Origin of the sequence: Caballeronia glebae, from assembly GCF_001545035.1 — a bacterium.
GTDB lineage: Bacteria > Pseudomonadota > Gammaproteobacteria > Burkholderiales > Burkholderiaceae > Caballeronia > Caballeronia glebae.
Window position 1 is genome coordinate 35,360 of record NZ_FCOJ02000026.1, and the last position, 26,765, is coordinate 62,124.

Consider the following 26,765-nt stretch of genomic DNA (forward strand, 5'->3'; position numbering starts at 1 on the left):
ATGCCGCGCTCTCGATCAAAGGGTCGCGGGCAGCGGCTGATTGAACCACTTCTTCGACATCGTGCCGAGCCTGCCGTCCTTCTTCGCCTGCGCGATGGTCTCGTCGACCTTGGTCATCAGGCGCGGCTCGTTCTTGTTCATGCCGACGAAGCAGGGCGAATCCTTGATGATGAACTTCGCCTCGGGGCGGCGCGGCGGATTCTTCGCGAGGATCGCCGCCGCGACGATATTGCCCGCCGCGATCAGTTGCACCTGTCCCGAGAGAAACGCGGAGATGGTCGCGTTGTTGTCCTCGAAGCGCTTGATGGTCGCGTTCGGCGCCATCTGCGACAACGCGATCTCTTCGAGCGCGCCACGCGTCGCGCCGACGGTCTTGCCGGTGAGATCGGCAGGGCCGCTCACCTTGATGTCGGCGGGACCGAACACGCCCTGGAAGTACGGCGCATAAGCGGTGGAGAAGTCGAGCACCTTTTCGCGCTCCGGCGTCTTGCCGAGCGACGAGATCACGAGATCGACCTTGTTGGTCGTCAGATACGGAATGCGGTTCGCGCTGTTGACGGGCACGAGTTCCAGCTTCACGTTCATCGATTTGGCGAGCAGCGCGGCCATGTCGACGTCATAGCCTTGCGGCTTCATGTCGGCGCCGACCGAGCCGAAGGGCGGATAGTCTTCGGGCACGGCCACGCGCAACGTGCCGTTCTTCGCGATGGTATCGAGCGCGTCGGCGTGCGCGGCGAAAGGCGTGAGAGAAAGCAGCAGCGCGACGAGCGCGGTGCGTCGCGTGCGGGAGAACGTGGTGAGCATCGATGATCCTTCGGTCTTGAACGGCCGCGTTGGAATGCGCGACTCTCGAACAAACATTTAAAGCGAGAGTCGTGCCATCGATGCGTCTTTCTTGTGCTGTCTGCGTCTGCCGGTTTTGCGCGCGTCGTTGCGCACAACACATGTGCAAGCGAATGCGCTTCGCTGGTGCGTACTAGGTAGTCCACAACCGCAAGGGCCGTGCATCGACGCCATGCACGATGGGACGAAGACGCGCCCAGCAATCGGCGAGCGCGTTTTGCAGCGGCTCCATCGACCGGCTGATCGCGCGCACGATCAGCACGCCCGGCACGACGCACGATGCGCCCGCGCGCAGTGTGTCGTCGAAGGGCAGTTGCGCGGTGAGGGCTTCGGCGAGCGCATCGTCGCAAGCGGGGCCGATCGCCCAGAGCGTGCCGTAAGCGGGAAAGCCCGCGAGACCTTGCGCGGCGTCGCGCAGCGGATCGCGCGCATCGAGCAGCGTGCGCTCGAACCACAACGTGGCGCCGTCGCGCTGCGCGATACGCGATACGGCCTTGATATGCCCTTGCGTCCACTTCTCGCCGGCGGCGGCGCGGCCGAGCAGCATGGCATCCCAGCCGATCGCGCTCGCGCCTTCATCGAGCGTCAGATTGAATTCGAGCTCGATATTCGACGATTCGAACACGATGTTGTTCTGCGGCAGCCAGTCGAGCTTCGCGTGCGCGGCGAGATCGATATCGACGCGCTGCGTCGCGAGCTTGCCGTTGGCCTTGTACCACTTGGTCGCGCCGGGCGTCGTGATGACGGCGTGCGTGCGTTCCCGCAGACGCACGTCGATGGAGAGACGATCGCCGCCCGCGACGCCGCCCGGCGGATGCACGATCACCGAATGACAGATATCGCCTTCGGGATAGAGCGGCCGTTGCAGCCGCAGCGGCCCTTCGTGCTTGCGATGAACGCAGACCGTGCGGCCATGCTGACGCGCGTAGCCGAGTTCGAGCGAGCCGCGCCAGATGCTCGGGTCGGCCAGTGTTGCATGTGGTTCATGAAGCATGGAGACGGTGCGCTTGGGATCGAACCTGGATCATACGGCGATTAGCTCACGCACTCCGTGCGCGTCCATCTCCGAACCCGCGCCGCCCGCGACGATTTCGCCGCGGCTCATGACCCAGTATCGATCGGCGAGTTCGCGTGCGAAGTCGTAATACTGCTCGACGAGCAACACTGTCATGCCCATTTCGTCGACGAGTTGCCGCAGCGTTCTGCCGATATCGCGGATGATCGAAGGCTGAATGCCTTCGGTCGGCTCATCGAGAATGAGCAGTTGCGGCTCGCTCATCAGCGCGCGGCCGATTGCGAGTTGCTGTTGCTGACCGCCGGAGAGGTCGCCGCCTCGTCGATTCTTCATGTCGCGCAGCACGGGGAAGAGATCGTAGATGCGGTCGGGAATCTTCGATGGCGCCTTGCGGCTCGCCGCGCCGACGAGCAGATTTTCTTCGACGGTGAGACGGCCGAAGATGTCGCGTCCTTGCGGAACGTAGGCGAGACCGTGCGCGACGCGCGCGTGCGTGGGCATCGAAGAGATCTTGTTGCCGCGCCAGTCGATGGTGCCGCTTTTCGTCGGCACGACGCCCATCAGGCAGCGAAGCAGCGTCGTTTTGCCGACGCCGTTGCGGCCGAGCAGCACGGTCAGTTCGCCGTCGGGAACGGTCATCCTCACATCGCGGAGGATGTGGCTGCCGCCGTAGTACTGGTTCAGGTTTTCGACTTCTAGCATGTGCTTTGTCTGCTTCGGTTGGTGCTCGATCGGGCTTCGGTGAAAGCGGGTTTCCACGAGCAGCCCATGCAAAACAAAAAAACCTCAGCGCCCGAGATAAGACTCGATAACCGCATCGTCCCGTTTGACGCTTTCCAGCGTGCCTTCGGCGAGAACGCTTCCTTCGGCCATGACCGTGACCTTCCCGCTATCACCCGCGAGCGCGGCGACGAACTCCATATCGTGCTCGACGACCATCATCGAACACGATCCGCGCAGCTTGTTGAGCAATTCGGCGAGTTCCATCGTTTCATGATCGGTCATGCCGGCCGCGGGTTCGTCGAGCAGCAAAAGCGCGGGCTGCTGCATCAGCAACATGCCGATTTCGAGCCGCTGCTTTTGTCCATGCGACAACTCGCCCGCGAGACGCGTCGCCTGATGCTGAAGGCGAATCAGTTCCAGCGTCTCTTCGATGCGCGCCTGCGCCTGCCCATCCAGCCGCGCGCGCAACGACGCGAACCAGCGCTTGTCCGTCTTCATCGCGAGTTCGAGGTTTTCCCACACGGGATGATTCTCGAACACGGTCGGCTTCTGAAACTTGCGCCCGATGCCCGTGCGCGCGATCACCGGCTCCGACATGCGCGTGAGATCGAGCGTCTGCCCGAGGAACACCTTGCCGTCGTCGGGGCGCGTCTTGCCGGTAATCACATCCATCATCGTCGTCTTGCCCGCGCCGTTCGGGCCGATCACGCAGCGCAATTCGCCGACGTCGATCGAAAGCGTCAGCTTGTTCAGCGCGCGAAAACCGTCGAAGCTCACGGTGACGTCTTCGAGATAGAGAATCGTGCCGTGCGATATGTCGATCTCGCCGGGCGCGAGCACGTGCCCGAGCCCCGAGATCACGTTGATGTTCTTGTGGCTCGACTCCTGCGGTTCGGGCAGCGGCGGAATGGGCGGCAGATCGACGATCAAGGCGTTGTGCGCGGTCATTCTGCTGTGTCTCCAGCCGCCTTCCTGCGGCGCGCGAGATCGATGAGTCCCATGATGCCGTTGGGCAGAAGCAAGGGCACGAGCGTGAAGATGAGGCCGAGGAAGAACAGCCAGTACTCCGCGAAATGCGCGGTGAAAAAACTCTTCGCGCCATTGACGGCGAACGCGCCGACGATCGGTCCGATCAGCGTGCCGCGTCCGCCGACCGCGACCCAGATCGCCATTTCGATCGAGTTCGCGGGCGACATCTCGCTCGGATTGATGATGCCGACCTGCGGCACGTACAACGCGCCCGCGATGCCGCACAGCACCGCCGACACGGTCCAGATGAAGAGCTTGTACGCGAGCGGGCTGTAGCCGAGAAACATGAGACGCGCTTCGCCGTCGCGCACGCCGGTGACGACGCGCCCGAGCTTCGACGTGACGATCCAGCGCGCCGCGAGAAACGCGAGCACGAGCACCGCGAACGTGATGAGAAAGAGCGCGGCGCGCGTGCCCGGATGCGTGATCGGAAAGCCCGCGATGCGCTTGAAGTCGGTGAAGCCGTTATTGCCGCCGAAGCCCGTTTCGTTGCGATAGAAGAGCAGCATCGCGGCGAACGTCATCGCCTGCGTGATGATCGACAGATACACGCCCTTCACGCGCGAGCGGAACGTGAAGAAGCCGAACACCCACGCGAGCACGCCCGGCACGAGCACGACGAGCAGAAGCGCATACCAGAGATGCCCGGTGCCTTCCCAGTACCACGGCAGCTTGTGCCAGTCGAGAAACACCATGAAGTCGGGCAGATCGCTTTGATACGTCCCTTCGCGGCCGATGGAGCGCATCAGGTACATGCCCATCGCATAGCCGCCGAGCGCGAAGAACAGCGCGTGGCCGAGGCTCAGGATGCCGCAATAGCCCCACACGAGATCGAGCGCGAGCGCGCCGATCGCGTAGCACATGAGCTTGCCGACGAGCGTCATCGCATATGCCGACAGATGGAACGCGCTCGTCTCGGGCAGCACGAGCGCGCCGACCGGCACGACGATGCCCATCGCGATGACGAGCGCGATCAACGCGAGCCAGCCGTTGCGCGGCAGAAGCGCGGCGCGCGGCGGCAGGCCGAGCGCGAAGCCCGCGCGCGCCGCGCCCGGATCGGGTTGCGGCGTCACGTCGAGATTCGTGCCGATATTGGTCGAGGCGGTCATATCTCAAGCCTCCGCGCTGCGGCCCTTGAGGGCGAACATGCCCTGCGGACGCTTCTGGATGAACAACACGATCAGCACGAGCACCGCGATCTTCGCGAGCACCGCGCCCCAGAACGGCTCGACCGCCTTGCTCACGAGCCCGAGTCCGAAGCCGCCGATCACCGTGCCCGCGAGTTGCCCGACGCCGCCGAGCACCACCGCCATGAACGAATCGATGATGTAGCTCTGACCGAGATCCGGCCCGACGTTGCCGATCTGCGAGAGCGCGCAGCCGCCGAGTCCCGCGATTCCCGCGCCGAACGCGAACGCATAGGAATCGACGCGCGCGGTCTTCACGCCGACGCACGCGGCCATGCGGCGGTTCTGCGTCACCGCGCGCACGAACAGGCCGAGCCGCGTTTTCGTGAGCACGCCCCACGCGATCGCGACCACGGCGAGCGAGAAGGCGAGGATCGTCAGACGGTTGTACGGCAGGATGAGGTTCTGCATCACGGAGACGCCGCCGCTCATCCACGAAGGATTCGTCACCTGCACGTTCTGCGCGCCGAAGAGCGTGCGCGTCGCCTGGATCAGGATCAGGCTGACGCCGAAGGTCGTGAGCAGCGTTTCGAGCGGACGTCCGTAGAGATGCTTCAGCACGAGTCTTTCCAGCACGATGCCGACCAGCGCCGCCGCGATGAACGACGCGGGCACCGCGAACAGCGGATACCAGTTGAACGCCGCGGGCGCGTAGTGCTGCACGAGATTCTGCACGACATAGGTCGCGTATGCGCCGATCATCAGAAACTCGCCGTGCGCCATGTTGATGACGCCGATCAGTCCATATGTGATCGCAAGCCCGAGCGCCGCGAGCAACAGCACGCTGCCGAGCGAGAGGCCCGCGAAGATCGTGCCGAAGATTTCGCTGCGGCGCTGAATCGAATCGAGCGCGTAAAGGCCTTCCTGCGCCGCGTTGCGCACGCGTTCGTCGGGCTCGTTGAAGCTGCCGTCGGCCTTCTTCGCGACGATCGGGCGCAGCAGTTCGTACATGTCGAGGTCATGGCGCGCGGCGACGAGTTGCGCGGCGTCGAGGCGCTTGCTCACATCGGGATCGTGCAGCGCGGTCATCGCCCAGAGCGTGTCGAGGCGCTTCTTCAGTTCGGGATCTTTCTCGATGGCGCGGGCGCGGTCGATCATCGGCTTCATCGATGCGTCCGGATTCTTCAACAATGCCGCGATCGCTTCGCGGCGCCTGGTCGTATCCGGCGATGCGAGTTGCAGGCCCGACAACGCGCCCGCTACCTTCGTGCGTAGCGAGTTGTTCAGCGTGATTTGTTGCGCGTCCGGCGCTTCCACGGTCTTGCCGGTGATCGCGTCTTTGGTGCCGTCGTCGGTCTGGATGTAGACGCGGCCGTTGTCGGTGGCGACGAGCGAGCCGTCGGCGAGCGCACCGAGCACGGCGATGGAAGGCGCGTCGGCATTGGCGATGAGCTTGTCGATGGCGGCGGATTTTGCTTCGAAGTCGTCGCCGGCAAGCGGGGCGAGATCGTCGTTGGTGAGCGCGTGCGCCGCGAGCGACGTCATTGCGATGCATAGCGCGAGCACGACGCGCATCAGGGAACCGGTCATGATGGCCTTTCGGATAGAACATCGGCGGCCGCGCGAATCACGCATGAACGCGCGGCCTCACTGCTTCAAACCATCAAAGCATCAAGGATCAGGCTACGCGCACGCGCTGACGGCGCAGGAACGCGGGAATCGAGCTGACGACATCCGGCTTGCCCTCGTTGCCCGCGATATACGGGCTCCACGGCTGCGCGCGCACCGCGGTCTTCGTCTTCCAGACGACGTTGAACTGACCGTCGCCGCGAATTTCGCCGATCATCACCGGCTTGTGCAGATGATGGTTGCCGTCCATCGACAGCGTGAAACCCGAAGGCGCGGCGAAGCTCTGACCGATCATCGCGACACGCACCTTGTCGACGTCGGCGCTCTTCGCTTTTTCGACGGCCTGCTTCCACATGTGGATGCCGACGAAGGTCGCTTCCATCGGATCGTTGGTCACGCGCTTGTCGCCGCCCGGCAGGTTCTGCGCCTTCGCGTATGCGAAGAATTCCTTCTCGAACTTCGTGTTGTTCGGGTTCTTCACCGACATGAAGTAGTTCCATGCGGCGAGGTGGCCGACGAGCGGTTTCGTATCGATGCCGCGCAGTTCTTCCTCGCCGACCGAGAACGCGACGACCGGCACGTCCGTCGCCTTCAGCCCCTGGTTGCCGAGCTCCTTGTAGAACGGTACGTTGGAATCGCCGTTGATCGTAGAGATGACAGTCGTCTTTCCCCCTTGGGCAAAGGTCTTGATATTCGCGACGATGGTTTGATAGTCGCTATGTCCGAACGGTGTGTAGACCTCTTGAATGTCCGCATCCTTGACGCCCTTGGAGTGAAGGAACGCGCGCAGGATCTTGTTCGTCGTGCGCGGGTACACGTAGTCGGTGCCGAGCAGGAAGAAGCGCTTGGCGCTGCCGCCTTCCTGTCCCATCAGATATTCGACGGCGGGAATCGCCTGCTGATTCGGCGCGGCGCCCGTATAGAACACGTTGCGCGACATCTCTTCGCCTTCGTATTGAACGGGGTAGAAGAGCAGGCCGTTGAGTTCCTCGAACACGGGCAGCACCGACTTGCGCGACACCGACGTCCAGCAGCCGAACACGACCGCGCACTTGTCCTGCGTGAGAAGCTGACGCGCCTTCTCCGCGAAGAGTGGCCAGTTCGAAGCCGGATCGACGACGACGGGCTGGAGTTGCCGGCCCATCACGCCGCCGCTCTTGTTGATATCGGCGATGGTCATGAGCGCCGTGTCTTTCAGCGACGTCTCGGAGATCGCCATCGTGCCCGACAGCGAATGCAGGATGCCGACCTTGATCGGACCCGTATCGGCGGCCTGGGCTTTCGTGATCGGAAGCTGGCCCGCGAGGGCGAGCGCGCCCGACATGGAGCCGAACTTCAGCAAACTGCGTCGTTTCATGATGAGTGTTCCCCTTGCCGATGTGTTTGTTTGAGCAATGACGATTGCCCGCATCGTTCTGCAAGGGTTATGCCAATGAGGATGAAATGCCCGAGTGGCGCGGGTTTGCGGGGAATCGGAGGAAGCTTTTACTGGCGGGGACTTGCGTCCGGCGGCGGGGTTTTGGTGCACGCGGGGTGTTGCGTGCATCGTTGCGGTGCGGGTTTGCTTCTATTTATTTTCTTGTGACTGGGAATGGGCGAGCGTGCTTCGCTTTGGTTCGCGCGCGCTTCATAGAGACGCGATGCGAACCAAAGCTTGGGATGCACAGAGACTTATCGATTCACCATCCGCGCCGGCACGCTAAGCACCAACACCGCGCCGAGCACCAGAAATCCCGCGAGCATATACATCCCGCTCGAATTGGAAGCAGTGGCCTGCTTCAGCCAGCCCACGAGATACGGACTCAGAAAGCCCGCGAGGTTGCCGAGCGAGTTGATCATGGCGATACCCGCGGCCGCGCCGGTGCCCGCGAGAAATGCGGTCGGCAGACTCCAGAACAGGGGCAGCGTGGTGAGAATGCCCGTCGTCGCGAGCGTGAGGCCGAGCATCGCAAGCACGGTGTTGTTGAACCACACGACCGACAGCACCAGCCCGATCGCGCCGATCAACGCCGGAATCGCGATATGCCAGCGACGCTCGCCGGAACGATCCGCGCTGCGCGCCGCGTACAGCATGCCGATCACCGCCGCGCCATAGGGAATCGCGGAGAGCAGGCCGACGTGGAGCGCATCCGAAATACCCATCGACTTGATGATGGTCGGCAGCCAGAAGCTCACGCCATACAGCCCCATCACGAACGAGAAGTAGATCATGCTCATCAGCCAGACCTTCGGACTCGACAGGATCTTGCCGAGCGACATATCTTCCTTCGCGACGTTATCCGCCGCGATGTTGCGTTCGAGCAGTTCGCGTTCTTCCTGCGTGAGCCACGAAGCCTTCGAGATGCGGTCGTCGAGCTTCAGGAATACGACGATGCCCACGATGATCGACGGAATCCCTTCGAGCAGCAGCAGCCATTGCCAGCCGTGCCAGCCGTTCTTGTTATGGAACGCGTCCATGATCCAGCCGCTGATCGGCCCGCCGATCAAACCCGAGAGCGCGATGGCCGTCATGAACAGCGTCGTGATGCGCCCGCGCCGCTGCGCCGGAAACCAGTACGTCAGATAGAGAATGATGCCGGGAAAGAAGCCCGCTTCAGCCGCGCCGAGCAGAAAGCGCATGACGTAGAACATCGTCGGCGTCGTGATGAACATCGTGAGGGCGGAAATAATGCCCCACGTGATCATGATCCGCGCGATCCACACGCGCGCGCCGACGCGATGCAGGATGATGTTCGACGGAATCTCGAAGATGAAATAGCCGAAGAAGAAGATGCCCGCGCCGAAGCCATACACGGCGTCCGACAGTTGCAGATCGGTGGCCATCTGCAGCTTGGCGAAGCCGACGTTCACGCGGTCGAGATACGCCACCACGTAGCAGATGAGCAGGAGCGGCGCGAGCCGCCAGACGACTTTGCGGTAGGTCGCTTCCTCGAAGGCGGAAGGCGTGCCCGCGCCGGGGCGCGGCATGGGATTGGCGGTGCTGGCCATGTTGCTTGTCTCCAATATTTATTGTGCGCGCCAGGCGAGCGGATGGGCCCGCTCGCGATTACAGACGCGTAAGGATTCTAGCCCGCCGGCAACGACGCCAAACGCTCGTTTCTGCTAGGGAAAGCACCGATATTTGAGCGCACGCCGCACTCGCCGCGCGGCGTGCGCGGGCAACGTTCAGACGCAGCGTCCGCCGTCCACTTCGAGCGCGACGCCGGTGATGAACTCGGCATCGTCGGAGGCGAGATAGAGCGCCGCGTTGGCGATGTCCTGCGGCGTCGAGAGGCGCCCGAGCGGTATCGTCGCGAGGAACTTGCGGCGGTTCTCGGGCGTGTCCTCCATGCCCATGAACTCGGTGAGCAGGGCGGTCTCGCCCATCACCGGATTGATGCAGTTCACGCGGATGCGGTCCGCGCCCAGTTCGACCGCGAGCGCCTTGCTGGCGATGATCACCGCCGCCTTGCTGCCGTTGTACCAGACGAGCCCCGGGCGCGGCCGCACGCCCGCCGTCGATGCAATATTGATGAACGCGCCGCCGCCGCGCTCGCGAAAGTACGGCACGAACTGCGCAACGCTCCAGTAGATGCTCTTCACGTTCACCGCATAGACGCGCTCGAACTCGGCCTCGGTCACGTCGAGAACGGGCTTGTTACGGTGCGTCGTGCCCGCGTTGTTGACGACGACCTGCACGCTGCCGAAGTCCTGGATCGCGGCATCGAAGAGCGTTTGCCAGTCGGCGCGTTGGGTCACGTCGCCCTGAACGGCGATCGCGCGGCCGTGCTTCACCTCCGGCGACGACGCGAGCGCGATCTCGCTCGCGACGCGCTCGGCGCCCGGCCCGTTCAGATCGTTGACGACCACATTCGCGCCTTCGCGCGCGAACGTCTTCGCGATGCCTTCCCCGAATCCCGAGCCGCCGCCCGTCACGATCACCGTTTTGCCTTGCAGTCGCATGGTGTCTCCCGTTATCCGTGTTTGATGGCGATGGTTTTGAGCGTCGTGAAGCCGTACAGCGCCTCGAAGCCTTTCTCGCGCCCGTGTCCCGAATGCTTCACGCCGCCGAACGGCAATTCGACGCCGCCGCCCGCGCCATAGTTGTTGATGAACACTTGCCCCGAGCGCACGCGGCGCGCAAGCCGCATCTGGCGCGCGCCGTCGCGGGTCCAGATGCCGGCCACGAGGCCGTAGTCGGTGCCGTTGGCGAGCCTGAGCGCGTCGGCTTCGTCGTCGAAGGGCATCGCGGCGAGCACCGGACCGAACACTTCCTCGCGCGCGAGACGATGCGTCCGCGGAACATCGCGCAACAGAGTAGGCGCCTGGTAGAAGCCCGCTTCGGGCGCATCGCCGACGACTTCGCCGTGCGCGGCCATCGGAATGCCGTCGTGCTGCGCATCGGACAGATAGTCCCAGACGCGCTGCTGCTGCTTCGCGCTGATGAGCGGGCCGCAGTCGAGATCGAGCTTGCTCGGGCCGACCCTGAGCGCCGCGAACGCCTGCGACAGCCGGTCGAGGAGCGGCTCGTACGCCGCGCGCTCGATCAGCACGCGGCTGCCCGCCGAGCACGTCTGTCCGGCGTTCTGCACGATCGCGGCGACGAGCACGGGCAGGGCGGCGTCGAAATCGGCATCGGCGAAAACGATTTGCGGCGACTTGCCGCCCAGTTCCAGCGTGACGTGCACGTGGTTGTCGGCGGCCATCTTCGTGACGGCCGCGCCCGTCGCCGGCGAGCCCGTGAACGAAATATGGTCGATGCCCGGATGCCGCGCGAGCGCCGCGCCCGCTTCGTGCCCGTAACCGGTGACGATGTTGAGCGCGCCATCCGGCAGGCCGGCTTCCGCCGCCAGTTCCGCGACGCGCAACAAAGAAAGGCACGCGTCCTCCGCCGGCTTCACGACGCACGCGTTGCCGGTGGCGAGCGCCGCGCCCACGCTGCGCCCGAAAATCTGCAGCGGATAGTTCCACGGGACGATGTGGCCCGTCACGCCGTGCGCCTCGCGGATCGTGAGCACGGTGTAGCCGGTTTGATACGGCAGGGTTTCGCCGTGCAGCTTGTCGGCGGCGCCCGCGTAGAACTCGAAATAGCGCGCGATGCCGGTGACGTCGGCGCGTGCCTGTTTGAGCGGCTTGCCGGTGTCGCGCGCCTCGACCTGCGCGATCTCCTCGTGGCACGCGGCGATCAGCATCGACAGGCGCGCGAGAATGCGTCCGCGTTCGGCGGCGCTCGTCGCGCCCCAGCCGCCTTCGAAGGCCGCGCGCGCGGCGGCAACCGCGCGATCGATATCGGCCGCGGTGCCCCGCGCGATCTGCGCGAAGATCTGGCCGTCGGACGGATCGACGACGGGAATCGTCTCGTTGCCCGATGCCGCGATCCAGCGGTTATCGATGAAATGCTTCGCGTCTTCCATGCACGTCTCCTGAAATCGGTTCTCTGCCTGCAGGTCGAATTCGATGCGTATTTCGATTATCGCGCCAACCTCGGCCGCGCGCCGGAAGCGGCGGGCGGCGGCAGGCGGCGAGACTCGATTGGCTATAATGATGTATTCACGCGCCGGCCGGCGCGACGCCCCGGCGGTTTCGGCAGAACGCGTCCGCCCGTGCGATTCCATCTCCGACCTCAACTTCTCCAGAGAGTGCTCATGAGCTTCAACAACGTACCTTCCGGCAAAGATCTCCCGCACGATTTCAACGTCATCATCGAGATTCCCGCGCAGAGCGATCCGGTCAAATACGAAGCGGACAAGGACATGGGCCTGCTCGTCGTCGACCGCTTCGTCGGCACCGGCATGCGCTATCCGGCCAACTACGGTTTCATTCCGCAGACGCTCTCCGGCGACGGCGACCCGGTCGACGTGCTCGTCATCACGCCTTATCCGCTGCTGGCGGGCTCGGTCGTGCGTGCGCGCGCAGTCGGCATGCTGCAAATGACCGATGAATCGGGCGTGGACGCGAAGCTCGTCGCCGTGGCACACGACAAGGTCTGCCCGATGACGGCGAACATCAAGTCGATCGACGACGTGCCGGAATATCTGAAAGACCAGATCAAGCACTTCTTCGAGAACTACAAGGCGCTCGAAAAGGGCAAGTGGGTGAAGGTCGAGGGCTGGGCCGGCATCGACGCCGCGCACAAGGAAATCTCGGAAGGCGTCGCGAACTTCAAGAAGTAAGCGGGTTTTTTTCCGACAAAGCGCCGCCGCGTTTTCGAAGCGCGGCGGCGTTTTTTATTCTTCTTCGCTTGTCTCGGTCTGAGGCAACAACGATTCGAGCGTCCGCTCTCCCGCAATCAGCGCGCGCTTTTGCTGCGCGGTCAACTGCTTCACGCGATATTCGGCGCGCGACGCTTCCGATCTCCCCGCCAGCTCGAACGACGCCAGCACGCGCAACGGTTTTCTCGAACGCGTATAGCGCGCGCCCTTGCCGCTCGCATGCGCGATGAAGCGCGCTTCGACGTCCGTCGCGATGCCCGTGTAGAGGCTGCCGTCGGCGCATTCGATCAGATAGAGGAACCACGGCATCGCGTTTCGTGTGCGTTCGTGAAGGATTTGCCGCGCATTATCGCCGAAAGCACCGCGCCGGGGCGCTTTTGTCCGCTTCGGCGTGGCGCTGCGACTTGCGCGAGAATAGCCGCTTTCGGGCGCGTTTTGCGTTGTATCGGCGCGCTCGTCGATCAATCACAGCGAGGTAGCCTGTTGAATCGCGAGGTCGAAATTCATGTGGTCGATGCGCTCAACGAGATCCCGGCCGACGACTGGAACCGGCTCGCCGGCGATAACCCGTTCGTGCGCCACGCGTTTCTCGCGGCGTTGCAGGAGACGGAGTGCGCGGTGAAGCGCACCGGCTGGCGCGCGCATCATCTGATATTGAAGCGCGGCGGCGAGTTCGCCGGCGCGATGCCGCTGTATATCAAGTCGCATTCGCGCGGCGAGTACGTGTTCGATCACGCATGGGCCGATGCCTTCGAGCGTCACGGTCTGCGTTACTACCCGAAGGCGGTGTCCGCCGTTCCGTTTTCGCCGGTCACGGGTCCGCGCCTCATCGCCGCGCATCACGAGGATCGCGTGCTGCTCGCGCGGGGTGCAATCGAACTGACGCGCCGGCTGGAACTCTCGTCGCTGCACGTGCTGTTTCCGCACACGCAGGATGTCGAGGCTTTGACGGACGCGGGCTATCTGCTGCGCGAAGGCGTGCAATTCCACTGGGAAAACCTGCCCGGCGACGGTTACGCGAGCTTCGACGCCTTCCTCGCGACGATGAGCCACGACAAGCGCAAGAAAGTGAAGCAGGATCGCCGGCGCGTGGCGGACGCGGGCGTCACGTACACCTGGCTGCGCGGCGAGCAGATCGACGAAAGCGCGCTCGACTTCTTCTACGACTGCTACGACAACACGTATCGCGAGCACTGGAACGCGCCGTATCTGACGCGCGAGTTCTTCGGCCGGATTCACGCCGATGCGCCCGACAGCATGCTGCTCGTGATCGCCGAGGCGGACGGCGAGCGCCTCGCGTGCGCGCTCAACATGATCGGCGGCGACACGATGTACGGCCGCTACTGGGGCACGCGCGAGTTCGTCTCGGGACTGCACTTCGAGACGTGCTACATGCAGGGCATCGCGTATTGCATCGAGCACGGGCTCGCGCGCTTCGAGGGCGGCGCGCAGGGCGTGCACAAGATGTCGCGCGGCCTTTTGCCGACGCCCACATGGTCCGCGCACTGGATCGCGGACCGGCGTTTCGCGCACGCGATCGGCGAGTTTCTCGATGCCGAAACCCAGGCGATGGATCAGCATATCGGGGAACTCGAAGCACACACGCCGTTCAGGAAGAAAAGCTGAGATGCGATAATCGACGAGACCGTTCGCCCGGCTTTACGCCTGGCTTTTCGTCCCTTTCGCACCGTCTCGTTCCCGCAGCAACACGCGCACATCCATGTCGACCATGAGCAGAAATTTCTTCAACCTGTACAGCCACGACTTCGCGCGCGTCGCGGTCGGCGTTCCGTCCTGCAAGGTCGCCGATCCCGCATTCAACGCGGCGCAGACGATCGAACTGGCGAAAGAAGCCGCCGCGCACGGCGCCGTGCTCGTCGCGTTCCCCGAACTCGGCGTGTCCGCCTACACCTGCGACGACCTCTTTCATCAGCGCGTATTGCTCGATGCCTGCGAGGATGCGTTGCAAAGCATCCTGGACGCGTCGAAGGGACTCAATATCGCGATGATCGTCGGCGCGCCGATCCGGGCCGAGCACAAGCTCTTCAACTGCGCGGTCGTGATCGCCGACGGATTCATTCGCGGCGTCGTGCCGAAGAGCTATTTGCCCAACTATGGCGAGTTCTACGAGGCGCGGCAGTTCAGCCCGGCCGATGCCGCGGCCACGAACACGATCACGCTGTGCGGCCAGAGCGTGCCGTTCGGCGCGTCGCTGCTGTTTCAGATCAGGGACCTTCCGCTCTTTCGGTTCCACGTCGAAATTTGCGAGGACGTGTGGGTGCCGATTCCGCCGTCGTCGTTCGCGGCGCTCGCGGGCGCGACCGTGCTCGTGAATCTGTCGGCGTCGAATATCGTCGTGGGCAAGTCGGCGTATCGGCATCAGCTCGTCGGGCAGCAGTCGGCGCGATGCGTCGCGGCTTATCTGTACACGTCGGCGGGACACGGCGAATCGTCCACCGATCTCGCCTGGGACGGGCAAGGGCTCATCTACGAGAACGGCGAGCTGCTCGCGGAATCCGAGCGCTTCTCGGACCGGTCGCATCTCATTTACGCCGATGTCGATCTCGAACGGCTCTCGCGCGAGCGCATGCGGCAAACCACCTTCGGCCGTTCGACGCACCGGCACGCCGACGAAGTCGCGCAGTTCGACGTGATCGAATTTCCGCTCGCAGTTCCGGCCGACGCAAAGCTGCCGCTCACGCGTCGCGTTGCGCGCTTTCCTTACGTGCCCGCCGACGCCGCGCGCCGCGACGAACGATGCAACGAGGTCTACAACATTCAGGTGCAGGCGCTGCTGCAACGGCTGCAATCGTCGGGCATGTCGAAGGTCGTCATCGGCATTTCGGGCGGACTCGACTCGACGCATGCACTGCTCGTGTGCGCGAAAGCGATGGATCGTCTCGGACTGCCGCGCGCCAACATCCTCGCCTACACGATGCCCGGCTTCGCGACCAGCGACCGCACATTGCGGCAGGCGCGCGAGTTGATGCAAGTCGTCGGCTGCACGGCGAGCGAGATCGACATCCGGCCGAGCTGCGCGCAAATGCTCTCCGACATCGGCCATCCGCATAGCACGGGCGCGGAGCAATACGACATCACCTACGAGAACGTTCAGGCCGGCGAACGCACGAGCCACCTGTTCCGGCTCGCGAACCTGAACAATGCGATCGTGATCGGCACGGGAGATTTGAGCGAACTGGCACTTGGTTGGTGCACCTATGGAGTGGGCGATCACATGTCCCACTACAACGTGAATGCGAGCGTGCCGAAGACCTTGATCACGCATCTGGTGCGCTGGGTCGCGGAGTCGGGGCAGATCGGCGGAAGCGGAACCGATGTGCTCGAAAACATCCTGAGCACCGACATCAGCCCGGAACTCATCCCCGGCAAGACGAGCGGCGTGGTGGAGCAGAAGACGGAGAGCGTCATCGGTCCGTATGAACTGCAGGACTTCAACCTCTACTACACGCTGCGCTTCGGCTTTGCACCAACGAAGGTCGCGTTTCTCGCGCTGCATGCGTGGCGCGATCGCGATGCGGGCGCGTGGCCGGAAGGCCCGACGGTCGCGCGCAATCAATACGACCTCGGCGAGATACGCAAGAATCTGCGGATATTTCTGGATCGATTTTTCCGCACGAGCCAGTTCAAGCGCTCATGCATACCGAACGCGCCGAAGGTCGGCTCGGGCGGCTCGCTCTCGCCGCGCGGCGACTGGCGCGCGCCGAGCGACGGGCAGGCGACGGTGTGGCTCGCGGACCTCGAACGCGTCCCGGCGAAAGAGTGATACCGCGCGATATTCGATCGTCTGGTGAACGCCTCGCGAATTTCCGGACCGCTTGCTCGATGAAACGCGGCTAGAATCGAAAACATCTGTCCCGCGCGGGACACGACTTTTTTCGAACCCTCTGAATCGACCTTTACGCGAGGCACGCCATGAAACGCATCACCGCCATCATCAAACCGTTCAAGCTCGACGAAGTTCGCGAAGCGCTAGCCGAAGTGGGCCTCACGGGTCTCACGGTCACGGAAGTGAAGGGCTTTGGCCGTCAGAAGGGGCATACCGAGCTTTATCGTGGTGCGGAATATGTGGTCGACTTCCTGCCGAAGGTGAAGATCGAAGTCGTGGTCGCGAACGATCAAACCGATCAGGTCATCGATGCGATCATCGGCGCCGCGCGCACCGGCAAGATCGGCGACGGCAAGATCTTCGTCGCCGAAGTCGAGCGCGTGATCCGCATCCGCACCGGCGAGGAAAACGAAGCGGCGGTCTGAGCGCCGCGGTCTTTTTCAACGCGTCACACCGCTTTTCAAGTCATATCGGGCCCGCTATTCACGCGGGCCTTTCTTTCCCCGTCTTCCCGATGCGCCCGTGCACCAGCGCGATGCGCGCCGTCATCCTGATTTTTCGACCGCATAGCTCGTCGGAAGGCAGGAATTCGCGTCCGCGCGGTAACATCGGCTATCCCATAATTGTTTTGTAAGGAAATAGTTGATGCATCATGCGATCGGCTTCATTCAGGATCTCGCGGTGATCATGGCCATCGCGGGCGTCGTGACGGTGCTGTTTCACCGTCTGCGGCAGCCGGTCGTCCTAGGCTACATCGCTGCGGGCGTCATCATCGGGCCATACACGCCGCCGTTCAATCTCATCCACGACGAAGCGACGATCCAGACGCTCGGCGAGTTAGGCGTCGTCTTCCTGATGTTTTCGCTCGGGCTCGAATTCAGCTTGCGCAAGCTGTTCAAGGTCGGCGCGACCGCCTTCGTCGCCGCGCTCTCGGAAATCGTGCTGATGATCTGGGTCGGCTACGAGATCGGGCGCTGGTTCGGCTGGAACTCGATGGACTCGCTCTTTCTCGGCGCGATGCTCGCGATCTCGTCGACGACCATCATCGTGAAGGCGCTCTCCGAGGTCGGCATGAAGGGCGAGCACTTCGCGCAGATCGTGTTCGGCATTCTGATCGTCGAGGATATTCTCGCGATCGCAATGCTCGTGTTGCTCTCCGGCATCGCGCAGACGGGCTCGGTGAGCGCGGGCGTCGCGGTCGTGACGCTCGGCAAGCTGCTGCTTTTCATAACGGTGTCGCTGGTCGTCGGCATTCTCACGGTGCCGCGCGCGCTCAACTACGTCGCGCGCGCGAAGAGCGACGAGATGCTGCTCGTCACCGTGCTCGGCTTCTGCTTCGGTTTCTGTCTGCTCGTCGTGAAGCTCGATTATTCGATCGCGCTCGGCGCTTTCCTGATCGGCGCGATCATGGCGGAGTCGCGCCATCTCGCGCGCATCGAGCATCTGATCGCGCCGGTGCGCGACATGTTCTCGGCGATCTTCTTCGTCACCATCGGCCTGTTGCTGAACCCGACGGTGCTCGTCGACTATGCGTGGCCGATCGCCGTCATCACGATCGCCGTCGTGCTCGGCAAGATCGTGTCGTGCGGGCTCGGCGCGTTTCTCGCCGGCAAGGACGGACGCACGTCGATGCGCGTCGGCATGAGCGTCTCGCAGATCGGCGAGTTCTCGTTCATCATCGCGTCGCTCGGGCTTTCGCTGAAGGTCACGAGCAGCTTTCTCTACCCGATCGCGGTGGCCGTGTCCGCGCTCACGACGCTCTTCACGCCGTATCTGATCCGCGCCGCCGACCCGCTCACGGCGCGCCTCTCGCGCGCGATGCCCGCGCCGCTCGCGCACACGTTCGGTCTCTATTCGCAATGGCTCGCGAGCCTGACGCCCGCTTCCGGCGGCCCGACGCTCTTCTCGATGACGCGGCGCATCGTGCTGCAGATCGCGGTGAATCTCGCGCTCGTCTCGGCTATTTTCCTCGCCGCGTCGTATTCGGCGCCGTTCGCGTCGAGCTATCTCTCGCGCTGGCTCGATACCGACAACGCGCAGCGCGTCGTGCTGTGGAGCGCGGCGCTCGTGGTCGCGTTGCCGTTTCTGGTCGCGGTGTATCGCAAGCTCGAATCGCTCGCGCTTCTGCTCGCGGAAGTGAGCGTGCAGCCCGCGAAAGCGGGGCGCTTCACACGCGCAATCCGCCTGGCGATTTCCGGCCTCATTCCGATCGTCGCGATGTTCGGCGTCTTCCTGCTCGTCGCGGCGCTCTCGGGCGGCATCCTTCCGCCGTTCGGCCTGATGATCGCCGTGCTGTTCTGCGTGGCGCTGCTCTTGACGGTGTTGTGGCGCTGGTGCGTGAAAATCCACGCGACGATGCAAATCGCCCTGCGCGAAACCTTCGAAGAGACGCGCGACCATTGACGGCTTTCTTCGCGGGATTGCCCTGACAGCCGCGCGCGACGGGTTCCCGCGATAATGTGTGCCAATGTGACCAAATGTGTGCTGGTTTGCCGCGTGCTGTTCTGAGGCGGATAATCGGGGCTTGTCCATTCTCCCTATGGCGTTCGAACGCCTGAATCAAGAATGAGCGATAACAAAACCTCCAACGACGCAAACAGCACCGACGCGCGCCGAAGCGGCGCGGATTCTCAGGCGGCGCCACGAAGCGCGAATCCCACGGCGCCGCCCGAAGCGGCGGCAGCGGCCGCAGCGCCCGGCCCGAAGGCGAGCGCGGCCGAACGCGCATCGACGGATGCGCCTTCGAGCGCGTCGGGTGTCGAGGCGGTCGATGTCGCGCAGGCCCGCCGCGACGAAGCCTTGCAGGACGCCCGCGAGGCGCGCGCATCGGCGGCGAGCGCGACCGCCGCGCAGGAAGCCGAGGTGCGCGAGAGGCAGCGCGCATCCGGAAAACCCAAGGCGAGCTTTGCCGAGAATTTCGAAGCCGCGACCGACGCGGAAGCCGCCAGCACGGCCAACGCGCAATCCGCCGCGTCGGATTCCCCGACCGGGCGCGCCACGGTCCTGCCGCCCGAATTCACCGCGGCGCCGGATTTCAGCACGCTCAATCCGCCGCCGCTGCCATCGACCGAACAGACCGCCGCGCCGGCTCAACCCGCGTATTTCAGGCAATCCGACTCCGCGTGGTCCGTGTTCGGCCGCGTGATCGCGGCGCGTGCACGGCAGATTTTCGATCGCGCGGGACAGCGCATGACGCAGCGCACGCTGCGCATCGGCGTATCGGCGCGCATCTTTCATCCGGAGCCGGGCGCGAAAGGCTTGCGCGGCAAGACGCTGCAATATCTGGAAGAATCCATCGCGCATTGGGTGATGTCGCGCGACGTGCTCGTGTTCATGATTCCGACGGTCGGCAATCAGGGCATGCTGCACACGAGCAATATCCGTCTGCGCGACTACGCGAAACATCTCGACGGCCTGCTGCTGCAAGGCGGCGCGGACGTCTCGCCGCAGTCATACGAAGAAGCGACGACGCGTCCCGAATGGCCCGGCGACCGCGTGCGCGACATGTACGAGCTGGAACTGCTGCACGAGTTCGTCGAGTCGGGCAAGCCCGTGCTCGGTGTATGCCGCGGCTGTCAGTTGATCAACGTGGCGTTCGGCGGGACGCTCTACGGCGACATCGCCACGGACGTGCCCACGGCCGGCATCCACGTCAACGAGCAATACGACCAGCATCGGCATTCGATCCGCTTTCCCGATGGCTCCACGCTCGTCAACATGTTCCCGCACCAGCGCGAGGCGATCGTCAACTCGATCCACCATCAGGCGGTGAAGACGATCGGGCGCGATCTGAACATCGAGGCGGTGTCGGCCTCGGACGGGATCATCGAGGCGGTGCGGTACCGGAAGGCGCCGTTCGTCGTCGGCGTGCAGTGGCATCCGGAGTTTCATCGCGCGGGCGGCGCGGAACTGCTCGATTGCACGCCGCTGCTCGACACGTTCCTGCGCGTCGCGCGCGAAACCCGCTTCTGACGCGCAACGCTTCCGGTCACTTCGTAAAGCAAACAGGCCCGCTCGGTTCGAGCGGGCCTGTTTCGTCTTCAGGCGCGTATTGCCGATATCAACGCGAGGACGGCAGGTTTCCCGGCGCGAGTCCGGCTTCCGTCTGCCTCTGCAGCTGTTCGACCTGCAACTGCAGCGTGCGCAGCTTGCGTTCGGCTTCCAGCTTGTCTGTTTGCAGCACGGCCGATTCAGCCTGCAACTGTTGCTGACGCTGCGATACCTGCGAATCCTGCTGCTGTGCAAGTTCGAGATCGGCGCTGAGACGGTTCGCCCGATCCGCCGATTTCGCGATCACGCGATCGAGCAACTCCTTCTGCGCCTGCAATTGCACGCGGCGGATTTCGCCATCGGCGAGTTCGAAGCTCTTGCGCGAGAACTGCGCGTAGATCGATTCGGCGCGGGCTGCGTCCTGCGTCTTTACGACGCGCCACCAGCGCGCGTCCTGCGACAGCGCGACGTAGTACAGCATTTCCGTCGCGAGGAAGTAGAGCCGTGCGCCGTAGCTGCCGTTGCGCGTCGCGCGCAATTCGGCGAGGCCGCCCGCCTGCGTGAGTTTCTGCAATTCGTCGATGTTGCCATCGACCCGGGGCGCGTTCGAATTGGCGTTCAGGTCGGACAAGTCTTCGGGCGCGGACTGTGCGGGCTCGCGTCTCGCGGAAGTCGATGGCGCGACCTTCGCGGCAAACGTGCTCGTGACCGGCGCAAACAGACCGCAGAGGGTCAGGGCGAGCGTGAGCGTCGCGTAACGGAGATAACGTAGTTGCGTCATGTTTGGCATCGTGGCCGGAAAGGTTGATCGTGCTGCTGGTGCATAGTGCGCCGGTTAGTGCGCGCCGTTCGCAGCGCCGCGACCGGACGGGGTCGCGTTGTTGTCGAGAGTCGGTGAGTGCTGAAGCATCGAGTAGAGCGTCTCCGGGTCCATCGAAACGGAAGCGGTCGCGGGGCGGCTCGTTGCTCTTGCGAACAGCGGAGCTTGCGCATGCCGCGTGCGTTCGGGTTTTACGGGCACGCTCGCGACCGGTTTCATCGGCGACGCATACGCGCGCGGCGGGGGTTCGCGAGTCACGGAACCGCTCGCGATCGTTTCGATCGGCGTCGAGCGTGCGCGCTGCGCGGGTTCCGGCTTCACAGGCCGGCTCGCCATATTTACAGGCGGTGTCGCATATGCGCGCTCCGCGAGTTCCTGCTTCGCGGGGCGGCTCGCCATATTTACAGGCGGTGTCGCATATGCGCGCTCCGCGAGTTCCTGCTTCGCCGGGCGGCTCGCCACATTTACAGGCGATGTCGAGCGTGCGCGCTCCACGAGTTCCTGCTTCACGGGCCGGCTCGCCGTATTGACAGACGGTGTCGAGCGGGCGCGCGGCGTGGATTCCTGCTTCACGACACGTTCCGCCGATGCATGGGCGCGCGACCGCCCCGGCTTCGCTTGAGCCGTCTGCACGGCTTTCGCGCGCCCGCTGTGCTTGTGCTCCGCCGCTGCGGCAGTGACGCGCCTGTCAGGTTTTGCCGGCGGCAGTGCCGTCGCAGCGGAAACGGTCGCCGTTCTTCGCGGTGCCGAATTATTGGCGTCTGCTTTGGGGGCAGCGTTGGTTGCCGACGCCGTCGGCGCTTTCGGTGTCCGTGCGACCTTGGCGGCGCGATCCTGCGTGGCTGCGGCGGTGGCCGCGAGTTGCGTCGGCGCCGACGCGGGCTTGGCCGGCTGTGTGCGCGTCGCGACCTCGTTGGCGGGCGCGGGCTGCGTAACGCCTTGCGGAGCCGGTTTATACGCGAACAACAACCATCGCGAGGAAGGCCGAAATTTCGACCCGCGATCATACGAAATCGTTACGCTTCCGGCGACCAGAGGATTCCTATTGTCAATTTTTGACAGGAATGCTTATTGACTGAATTTCTGTCTCGTGTCTAGTCGAGTGGGTAAACGTACTGTAGAGAAACGAGGTCGATGCCCGCCATGTGGTCGGCTTCGCGCGCGGCCAGCTTCCAGCCGCGCGATTCGTAGAAGCCGATCGCCGCCGCGTTCTCTTCGAGCACGGAAAGACACAGTTCCCGCGCCCCGCGAGCGCGCGCCCAGCGCGCCGCTTCTTCGAGCAACACGGTGCCGGTGCCGAGGCCGCGATATCCGGGAAGCGCGTGGAGATTGTCGACGAGCACGCTGCCCTTTGCATCCGGCTCGATGAGACAGATGAAGCCGATCGGCTCGCCTTCGCGCTCCGCGATGAACACGCTTGCCGCGCCGGCCGCGACGTCGTTCATGCGCGTGCGCCAGTGCGCGGCGCGCTCCGCGCTCAGGTCGCGATCGAGATACGCATCCGGCAGGATGCCCCGATACGCCGATGCCCAACTCAGCGCGTGCATCGAGGCGATGAGCGTGGTGTCGGCGGCGGTCGCCGTGCGCAGCAAGATCTTTACGTCCATGTTTTGGTACACCGTAAGTTAAAAGTTAGGCGTATGTAATTGTATTTTAAGCTTTGTTGGGCGAAATTGAACGAAGTTGTGTACAGTCGCGGGCGGTGCGGCGTTAAGATTGAGGGCGTCGCATTTACACAAGAAGATACAAAATCGCCCTCCGTCGTGTCGGACGGCCGCGTCCAGGCGGCCGTGAACGGTTCCTGCGACGGCGCAAAACTGAAGTGCGCCCACAGCTCTTTCGAGAAAGTCATGTCCACAGCCCACGTAGCACCCGCCAACGAGTCTAAGTTCAAGACTGTGTTTCGCGTCGTCAGCGGAAACTTCCTTGAAATGTACGACTTCATGGTTTATGGCTATTACGCCTCGGCGATTGCCAAAACCTATTTTCCGAGCGGCGACGAATTCGCTTCACTAATGCTCGCGCTGTCCGTCTTCGGCGCGGGTTTCCTGATGCGGCCGGTCGGCGCCATCGTGCTCGGCGCGTACATCGACCACCACGGGCGGCGCAAGGGCCTGATCCTCACGCTCGGGCTGATGGCGGTCGGTACCGCGTGCGTCGCGCTCGTGCCCGGCTACGCGACCATCGGTGCGCTCGCGCCGATCATCGTGCTGGGCGGGCGGCTGTTGCAAGGTTTCTCGGCCGGCGTGGAACTGGGCGGCGTCTCGGTGTATCTGTCCGAGATCGCGACCAAGGGCAACAAGGGCTTTTATTGTTCGTGGCAGTCGGGCAGCCAGCAAGTCGCCGTGGTGTTCGCCGCACTGATCGGCGTCATCATGAATCGCCTCTTGCCGCCGGAGCAGATGACCGCCTGGGGCTGGCGCGTGCCGTTCCTGATCGGCTGCCTGATCGTTCCGTTTCTCTTCATCGTGCGCCGGTCGCTGCGGGAAACCGACGAGTTTCTTGCGCGGAAGCATCGTCCGAGCATGGGCGAGATCGCGCGTTCGATCGCGCAGAACTGGGGCATCGTGCTCGCCGGCATGGGCATGGTCATCATGACGACGGTGTCGTTCTACATGATCACCGCGTACACGCCGACCTTCGGCAAGGAAGTGCTGAAGCTGTCCGCCACCGATGCGCTCGTCGTGACCGTGTGCGTCGGCCTCTCGAATCTCATCTGGCTGCCGCTCACGGGCGCGCTGTCGGATCGCGTCGGGCGCCGTCCGGTGCTGCTCGCCTTCACGATTCTCACCATTCTGACGTCGTATCCGGTGGTGCAATGGCTCGTCGCGGAGCCGTCGTTCGTGCGGCTGCTGATGTGCGAGCTGTGGCTTTCGTTCCTGTACGGCAGTTACAACGGAGCGATGGTGGTCGCCCTGACCGAAGTGATGCCCGTCGATGTGCGCACGACCGGATTCTCGATGGCCTACAGCCTCGCCACGACCATCGGCGGCTTCACGCCCGCGATCTCCACGTACCTGATCCATGCGACCGGCAACAAGGCCGCGCCTGGACTGTGGATGGGACTTGCCGCGATCTGCGGCCTGATCGCGACGCTCGTGCTGTATCGCTCGCCCGAGGCGCGCAATCAGTACAAAACGGCGTGACCTGACCGAAGAGTCAAAAAAATCCCCTGCGGGGGATTTTTTATTCGGGGAGCGAAGCCAGCGCCGCCGCCGTGATCTCGACGACCTCGCGCCATTGCCCCGGCGCGCGCTGGCGCACGAGCCGCGCGCCCGGATACCACGTGCTTTCGCTGCTATCGACTCCCCAGCGCCAGTCGGCGGCGAAGGGCAGCATCACCCAGACCGGCTTGCCGAGCGCGCCGGCAAGGTGCGCGACGGACGTATCCACGGAGACGACGGCGTCGAGACGATCGACGATCGCGCCCGTGTCCGCGAAGTTTTCGAGGCGATTTTCCAGCAGATGGATCGATTTCGCGTTCGGATGCGCGCGCAGCACATCGCGCTCGCGCTCGGTGACGAACGGCTGCAGCACGATCCAGTCGATGCCTTCGAGCGCGAACAGCGGCGCCAGCTCCGCGACCGGGACCGAGCGCGTTTCGCCGGGCTGAATCCGCCCGGACCACGCGATGCCGATCTTGCGCTTCTGCTGCCCGCCGATAGAGCCGCGCCACTTGCGCCGGTAATCGGCCGGCACGACGAGATAGGGCGCGCGCGACGGAATCGCATCGGGCGAGGTCATGCCAAGCGCGAGCGGCAGGCTGAGCAGCGGGCAGAACGCGTCCGCGTACACCGGCAGGCCGTCCGATTTGCTCCTCAGTTCGATGCGCGCGGCGTGCGCGGCGGGCGCGAGCAGGGGCACGAGCGCGGGCTGCACTTCGAGCACCAGCTTGCCGACGCGCTTTGCCGCAAACGGCACCAGACGCGCGAACTGCAAGGTGTCGCCAAAACCCTGCTCGGCGCGCACGAGCAACGTGCGGGCCAGCATCGGCTCGCCGTTCCAGCGGGGCAAACGCGGCGGCGGTTCGCTGCCGGGCGTCTGCAAACGCCATTCGTAGGCGGTGAAACCGCGCGCGTAATCGCCGCTCGTGAGCAGGGCGAGCGCGCGGTTCAGATGCGCGGCGGGCATCGAAGGATCGATGCGCAATGCTTCGTCGTACGCACGCAGCGCCGCGCGATGCGCGCCGAGCGCGAGATGCGCGTTGCCGAGGGCAAGCCAGGCGACGCCGTATTTCGGATCGAGCCCGATCGCGCGCTCGAAGTGCGGCACGGCGTCATCGTGACGGCCGAGCTTCGCGAGCACGTGACCGAGCCCGAAATGACCCGGCGCGAAATGCGGATGCAAGGCGACGGCTTTTTGCAGCACGGGCAGCGCATCTCCCGGATGGCCGTGCGTTTCGAGCAGATTGCCGAGATTGAAGTGCGCGGCGACGTAGTTCGGCTCGGCGTCGAGCGCGGCGCGAAAGTGCGCGATCGCGCCGGGGGTATCGCCGAGTGCGTTCAGCGCCATGCCGAGGTTGTTGTGCGCGCCGGCATGGCGCGGACGTAGCGCGAGGGCGCGCTTGAACGCGAGCGCGGCGTCCTTGAAGCGACGCAGCGCGGAAAGCGAATTGCCGAAGTTGTTCCACGCGGCCGGATCGTTCGGCTGCAGGCGAAGCGCCTTTTCGAACGCGTCGGCGGCGTCTTCGTGACGGCCGACCGCCGTGTAGGCATTGCCGAGGTTGTACTGCGCGAGCGGAAAGCCCGGCGCGAGCGTGAGCGCGTTGCGAAAGCGTTCGATCGCGTCGTCGAGGCGGCCGAGCGCCTTCAGCGCGTTGCCTAGATTGAGCTGCAGGCCGGCATCTGTCGGGCGCAGATCGACGGCGCGACGCACGAGCTCGGCCGCCTCCGCGTGCTGGCCTTGTTGATGGCGCAGCACGCCGAGGTAGTGCAAGGCGTCGACGTGAAGGGGTTCGGCGGCGAGCGCGGCTTGATAGTCGCGCTCCGCGTCGGTCAGGCGACCGTCGCGATGGGCCGCGAAACCGCGGGCGAATACGGTGTCCATTGACGGGGGACAACTGCTGTCCCGGAAAAGCAAACCCCGCATTTTCCCACACCGGCGACCGCGCTCCGCCAAAGCGCATTGACATGTTGCGGCGATGGCACTTAACATATGAACACCTATTCATATCTTGGTGATGTCCCCGTGGTATCCGATCCGTCTCCCACCGCCGGTCCGATCACCTCCGATGACCGCGTCGTGCCGCTCGCCGATCTGTTCCGTCTGCTCGGCGACCCGACGCGCCTGCGCATCGTGCTCGCGTGCGTCGAACAAAAGCGGGCGGTCGGGGCGATCGCGGAGCTGCTCGGGCTGTCGGCGTCGCTGGTGAGCCATCATCTGCGGCTTTTGCGTGCCGCGCGCATCGTCCGGGCGGAGCGCCAGGGCAAGCAGGTGTTCTACGTGGCGGCGGATCGCCACATCAGCGGGATGCTCGGCGAGTTGCTGGAGCACATCGCGGAGCCGCAAGCCGACGCCGCGGATATCGAATGAACCTCACCGAACTACGAGC

The 26,765-nt window shown here is 64.3% G+C and carries 23 protein-coding genes; 8 read left to right on the forward strand and 15 right to left on the reverse strand.

Translation table 11 applies throughout. From position 1 onward, the window contains the following. Window positions 1–15: 15 nt before the first annotated feature. From AWB82_RS18800 to AWB82_RS18845, 10 genes are all read right to left on the reverse strand, one after another. Window positions 16–804, reverse strand: coding sequence for a transporter substrate-binding domain-containing protein (locus AWB82_RS18800; RefSeq protein ID WP_086969920.1), 789 nt, complete (start codon window positions 802–804; stop codon window positions 16–18). Window positions 805–976: 172 nt separating this feature from the next. Further along, on the reverse strand, window positions 977–1,837 hold the full coding sequence (locus tag AWB82_RS18805) for an urease accessory protein UreD (RefSeq protein ID WP_086969831.1): 861 nt from the start codon (window positions 1,835–1,837) through the stop codon (window positions 977–979). 30 nt (window positions 1,838–1,867) lie between these two features. Further along, window positions 1,868–2,560: an urea ABC transporter ATP-binding subunit UrtE gene (gene urtE, locus AWB82_RS18810; RefSeq protein WP_086969833.1), complete on the reverse strand. Its 693-nt coding sequence runs from the start codon at window positions 2,558–2,560 to the stop codon at window positions 1,868–1,870. An 84-nt stretch (window positions 2,561–2,644) separates the two neighbouring features. After that, window positions 2,645–3,529 (reverse strand): urea ABC transporter ATP-binding protein UrtD, encoded by an 885-nt coding sequence (gene urtD / locus AWB82_RS18815; RefSeq protein ID WP_407643012.1) that lies wholly within the window; start codon window positions 3,527–3,529, stop codon window positions 2,645–2,647. Next, window positions 3,526–4,719, reverse strand: coding sequence for an urea ABC transporter permease subunit UrtC (urtC, locus tag AWB82_RS18820; RefSeq protein WP_096031440.1), 1,194 nt, complete (start codon window positions 4,717–4,719; stop codon window positions 3,526–3,528). The genes urtD and urtC overlap by 4 nt, the downstream gene beginning before the upstream one ends. Window positions 4,720–4,722: 3 nt before the next feature. Further along, window positions 4,723–6,327 (reverse strand): urea ABC transporter permease subunit UrtB, encoded by a 1,605-nt coding sequence (urtB, locus tag AWB82_RS18825; RefSeq protein ID WP_086969835.1) that lies wholly within the window; start codon window positions 6,325–6,327, stop codon window positions 4,723–4,725. A gap of 88 nt (window positions 6,328–6,415) precedes the next feature. Further along, window positions 6,416–7,723: an urea ABC transporter substrate-binding protein gene (gene urtA / locus AWB82_RS18830; protein WP_086969837.1), complete on the reverse strand. Its 1,308-nt coding sequence runs from the start codon at window positions 7,721–7,723 to the stop codon at window positions 6,416–6,418. Window positions 7,724–8,037: 314 nt separating this feature from the next. Further along, the gene (locus tag AWB82_RS18835) at window positions 8,038–9,354 is read right to left on the reverse strand and encodes an MFS transporter (RefSeq protein WP_086969839.1); all 1,317 of its coding nucleotides are present in this window, start codon (window positions 9,352–9,354) and stop codon (window positions 8,038–8,040) included. Window positions 9,355–9,531: 177 nt separating this feature from the next. Further along, window positions 9,532–10,308 (reverse strand): SDR family oxidoreductase, encoded by a 777-nt coding sequence (locus AWB82_RS18840; protein ID WP_086969841.1) that lies wholly within the window; start codon window positions 10,306–10,308, stop codon window positions 9,532–9,534. 11 nt (window positions 10,309–10,319) lie between these two features. Beyond that, window positions 10,320–11,759, reverse strand: coding sequence for an aldehyde dehydrogenase family protein (locus tag AWB82_RS18845; protein WP_086969927.1), 1,440 nt, complete (start codon window positions 11,757–11,759; stop codon window positions 10,320–10,322). Window positions 11,760–11,990: 231 nt separating this feature from the next. Here AWB82_RS18845 and ppa point away from each other — a divergent pair, with 231 nt between their 5' ends. Further along, complete coding sequence (ppa, locus tag AWB82_RS18850; RefSeq protein ID WP_086969843.1) at window positions 11,991–12,518, forward strand: inorganic diphosphatase; 528 nt, start codon at window positions 11,991–11,993, stop codon at window positions 12,516–12,518. A gap of 54 nt (window positions 12,519–12,572) precedes the next feature. On the opposite strand, the gene AWB82_RS18855 is transcribed toward ppa, so the two are convergent. Beyond that, window positions 12,573–12,866, reverse strand: coding sequence for a GIY-YIG nuclease family protein (locus tag AWB82_RS18855; protein WP_086969929.1), 294 nt, complete (start codon window positions 12,864–12,866; stop codon window positions 12,573–12,575). Window positions 12,867–13,040: 174 nt separating this feature from the next. Here AWB82_RS18855 and AWB82_RS18860 point away from each other — a divergent pair, with 174 nt between their 5' ends. The 5 genes from AWB82_RS18860 (at window position 13,041) to AWB82_RS18880 (ending at window position 20,376) form a co-directional block, all read left to right on the forward strand. After that, window positions 13,041–14,183: a GNAT family N-acetyltransferase gene (locus AWB82_RS18860; RefSeq protein ID WP_086969845.1), complete on the forward strand. Its 1,143-nt coding sequence runs from the start codon at window positions 13,041–13,043 to the stop codon at window positions 14,181–14,183. 103 nt (window positions 14,184–14,286) lie between these two features. Continuing rightward, on the forward strand, window positions 14,287–16,341 hold the full coding sequence (locus tag AWB82_RS18865; protein ID WP_086969931.1) for an NAD(+) synthase: 2,055 nt from the start codon (window positions 14,287–14,289) through the stop codon (window positions 16,339–16,341). Window positions 16,342–16,490: 149 nt separating this feature from the next. Next, a complete protein-coding gene (gene glnK, locus AWB82_RS18870) occupies window positions 16,491–16,829 on the forward strand; it encodes a P-II family nitrogen regulator (protein ID WP_086969848.1) in 339 nt (112 codons plus the stop codon). Between the two features lie 220 nt (window positions 16,830–17,049). Beyond that, a complete protein-coding gene (locus tag AWB82_RS18875; protein ID WP_086969850.1) occupies window positions 17,050–18,807 on the forward strand; it encodes a cation:proton antiporter in 1,758 nt (585 codons plus the stop codon). Between the two features lie 162 nt (window positions 18,808–18,969). After that, on the forward strand, window positions 18,970–20,376 hold the full coding sequence (locus AWB82_RS18880; RefSeq protein ID WP_086969852.1) for a gamma-glutamyl-gamma-aminobutyrate hydrolase family protein: 1,407 nt from the start codon (window positions 18,970–18,972) through the stop codon (window positions 20,374–20,376). Between the two features lie 88 nt (window positions 20,377–20,464). On the opposite strand, the gene AWB82_RS18885 is transcribed toward AWB82_RS18880, so the two are convergent. The 3 genes from AWB82_RS18885 to AWB82_RS18895 form a co-directional block, all read right to left on the reverse strand. Then, the gene (locus AWB82_RS18885; RefSeq protein WP_086969854.1) at window positions 20,465–21,175 is read right to left on the reverse strand and encodes a DUF2968 domain-containing protein; all 711 of its coding nucleotides are present in this window, start codon (window positions 21,173–21,175) and stop codon (window positions 20,465–20,467) included. Window positions 21,176–21,229: 54 nt separating this feature from the next. After that, window positions 21,230–21,787 carry a hypothetical protein gene (locus tag AWB82_RS37160; RefSeq protein ID WP_143756773.1) on the reverse strand — a complete coding sequence of 186 codons (558 nt, stop codon included), beginning with the start codon at window positions 21,785–21,787 and terminating at the stop codon, window positions 21,230–21,232. 521 nt (window positions 21,788–22,308) lie between these two features. Continuing rightward, window positions 22,309–22,821 (reverse strand): GNAT family N-acetyltransferase, encoded by a 513-nt coding sequence (locus tag AWB82_RS18895; protein ID WP_086969858.1) that lies wholly within the window; start codon window positions 22,819–22,821, stop codon window positions 22,309–22,311. Window positions 22,822–23,064: 243 nt separating this feature from the next. On the opposite strand from AWB82_RS18895, the gene tcuC reads away from it, so the two are divergent. Beyond that, on the forward strand, window positions 23,065–24,360 hold the full coding sequence (gene tcuC, locus AWB82_RS18900) for an MFS transporter (RefSeq protein WP_086969860.1): 1,296 nt from the start codon (window positions 23,065–23,067) through the stop codon (window positions 24,358–24,360). 40 nt (window positions 24,361–24,400) lie between these two features. Here tcuC and AWB82_RS18905 read toward each other — a convergent pair whose 3' ends face one another. Next, window positions 24,401–26,260 (reverse strand): tetratricopeptide repeat protein, encoded by a 1,860-nt coding sequence (locus AWB82_RS18905; protein ID WP_086969863.1) that lies wholly within the window; start codon window positions 26,258–26,260, stop codon window positions 24,401–24,403. 108 nt (window positions 26,261–26,368) lie between these two features. Here AWB82_RS18905 and AWB82_RS18910 point away from each other — a divergent pair, with 108 nt between their 5' ends. Further along, the gene (locus tag AWB82_RS18910; protein ID WP_235023348.1) at window positions 26,369–26,746 is read left to right on the forward strand and encodes an ArsR/SmtB family transcription factor; all 378 of its coding nucleotides are present in this window, start codon (window positions 26,369–26,371) and stop codon (window positions 26,744–26,746) included. Window positions 26,747–26,765 lie beyond the last annotated feature (19 nt).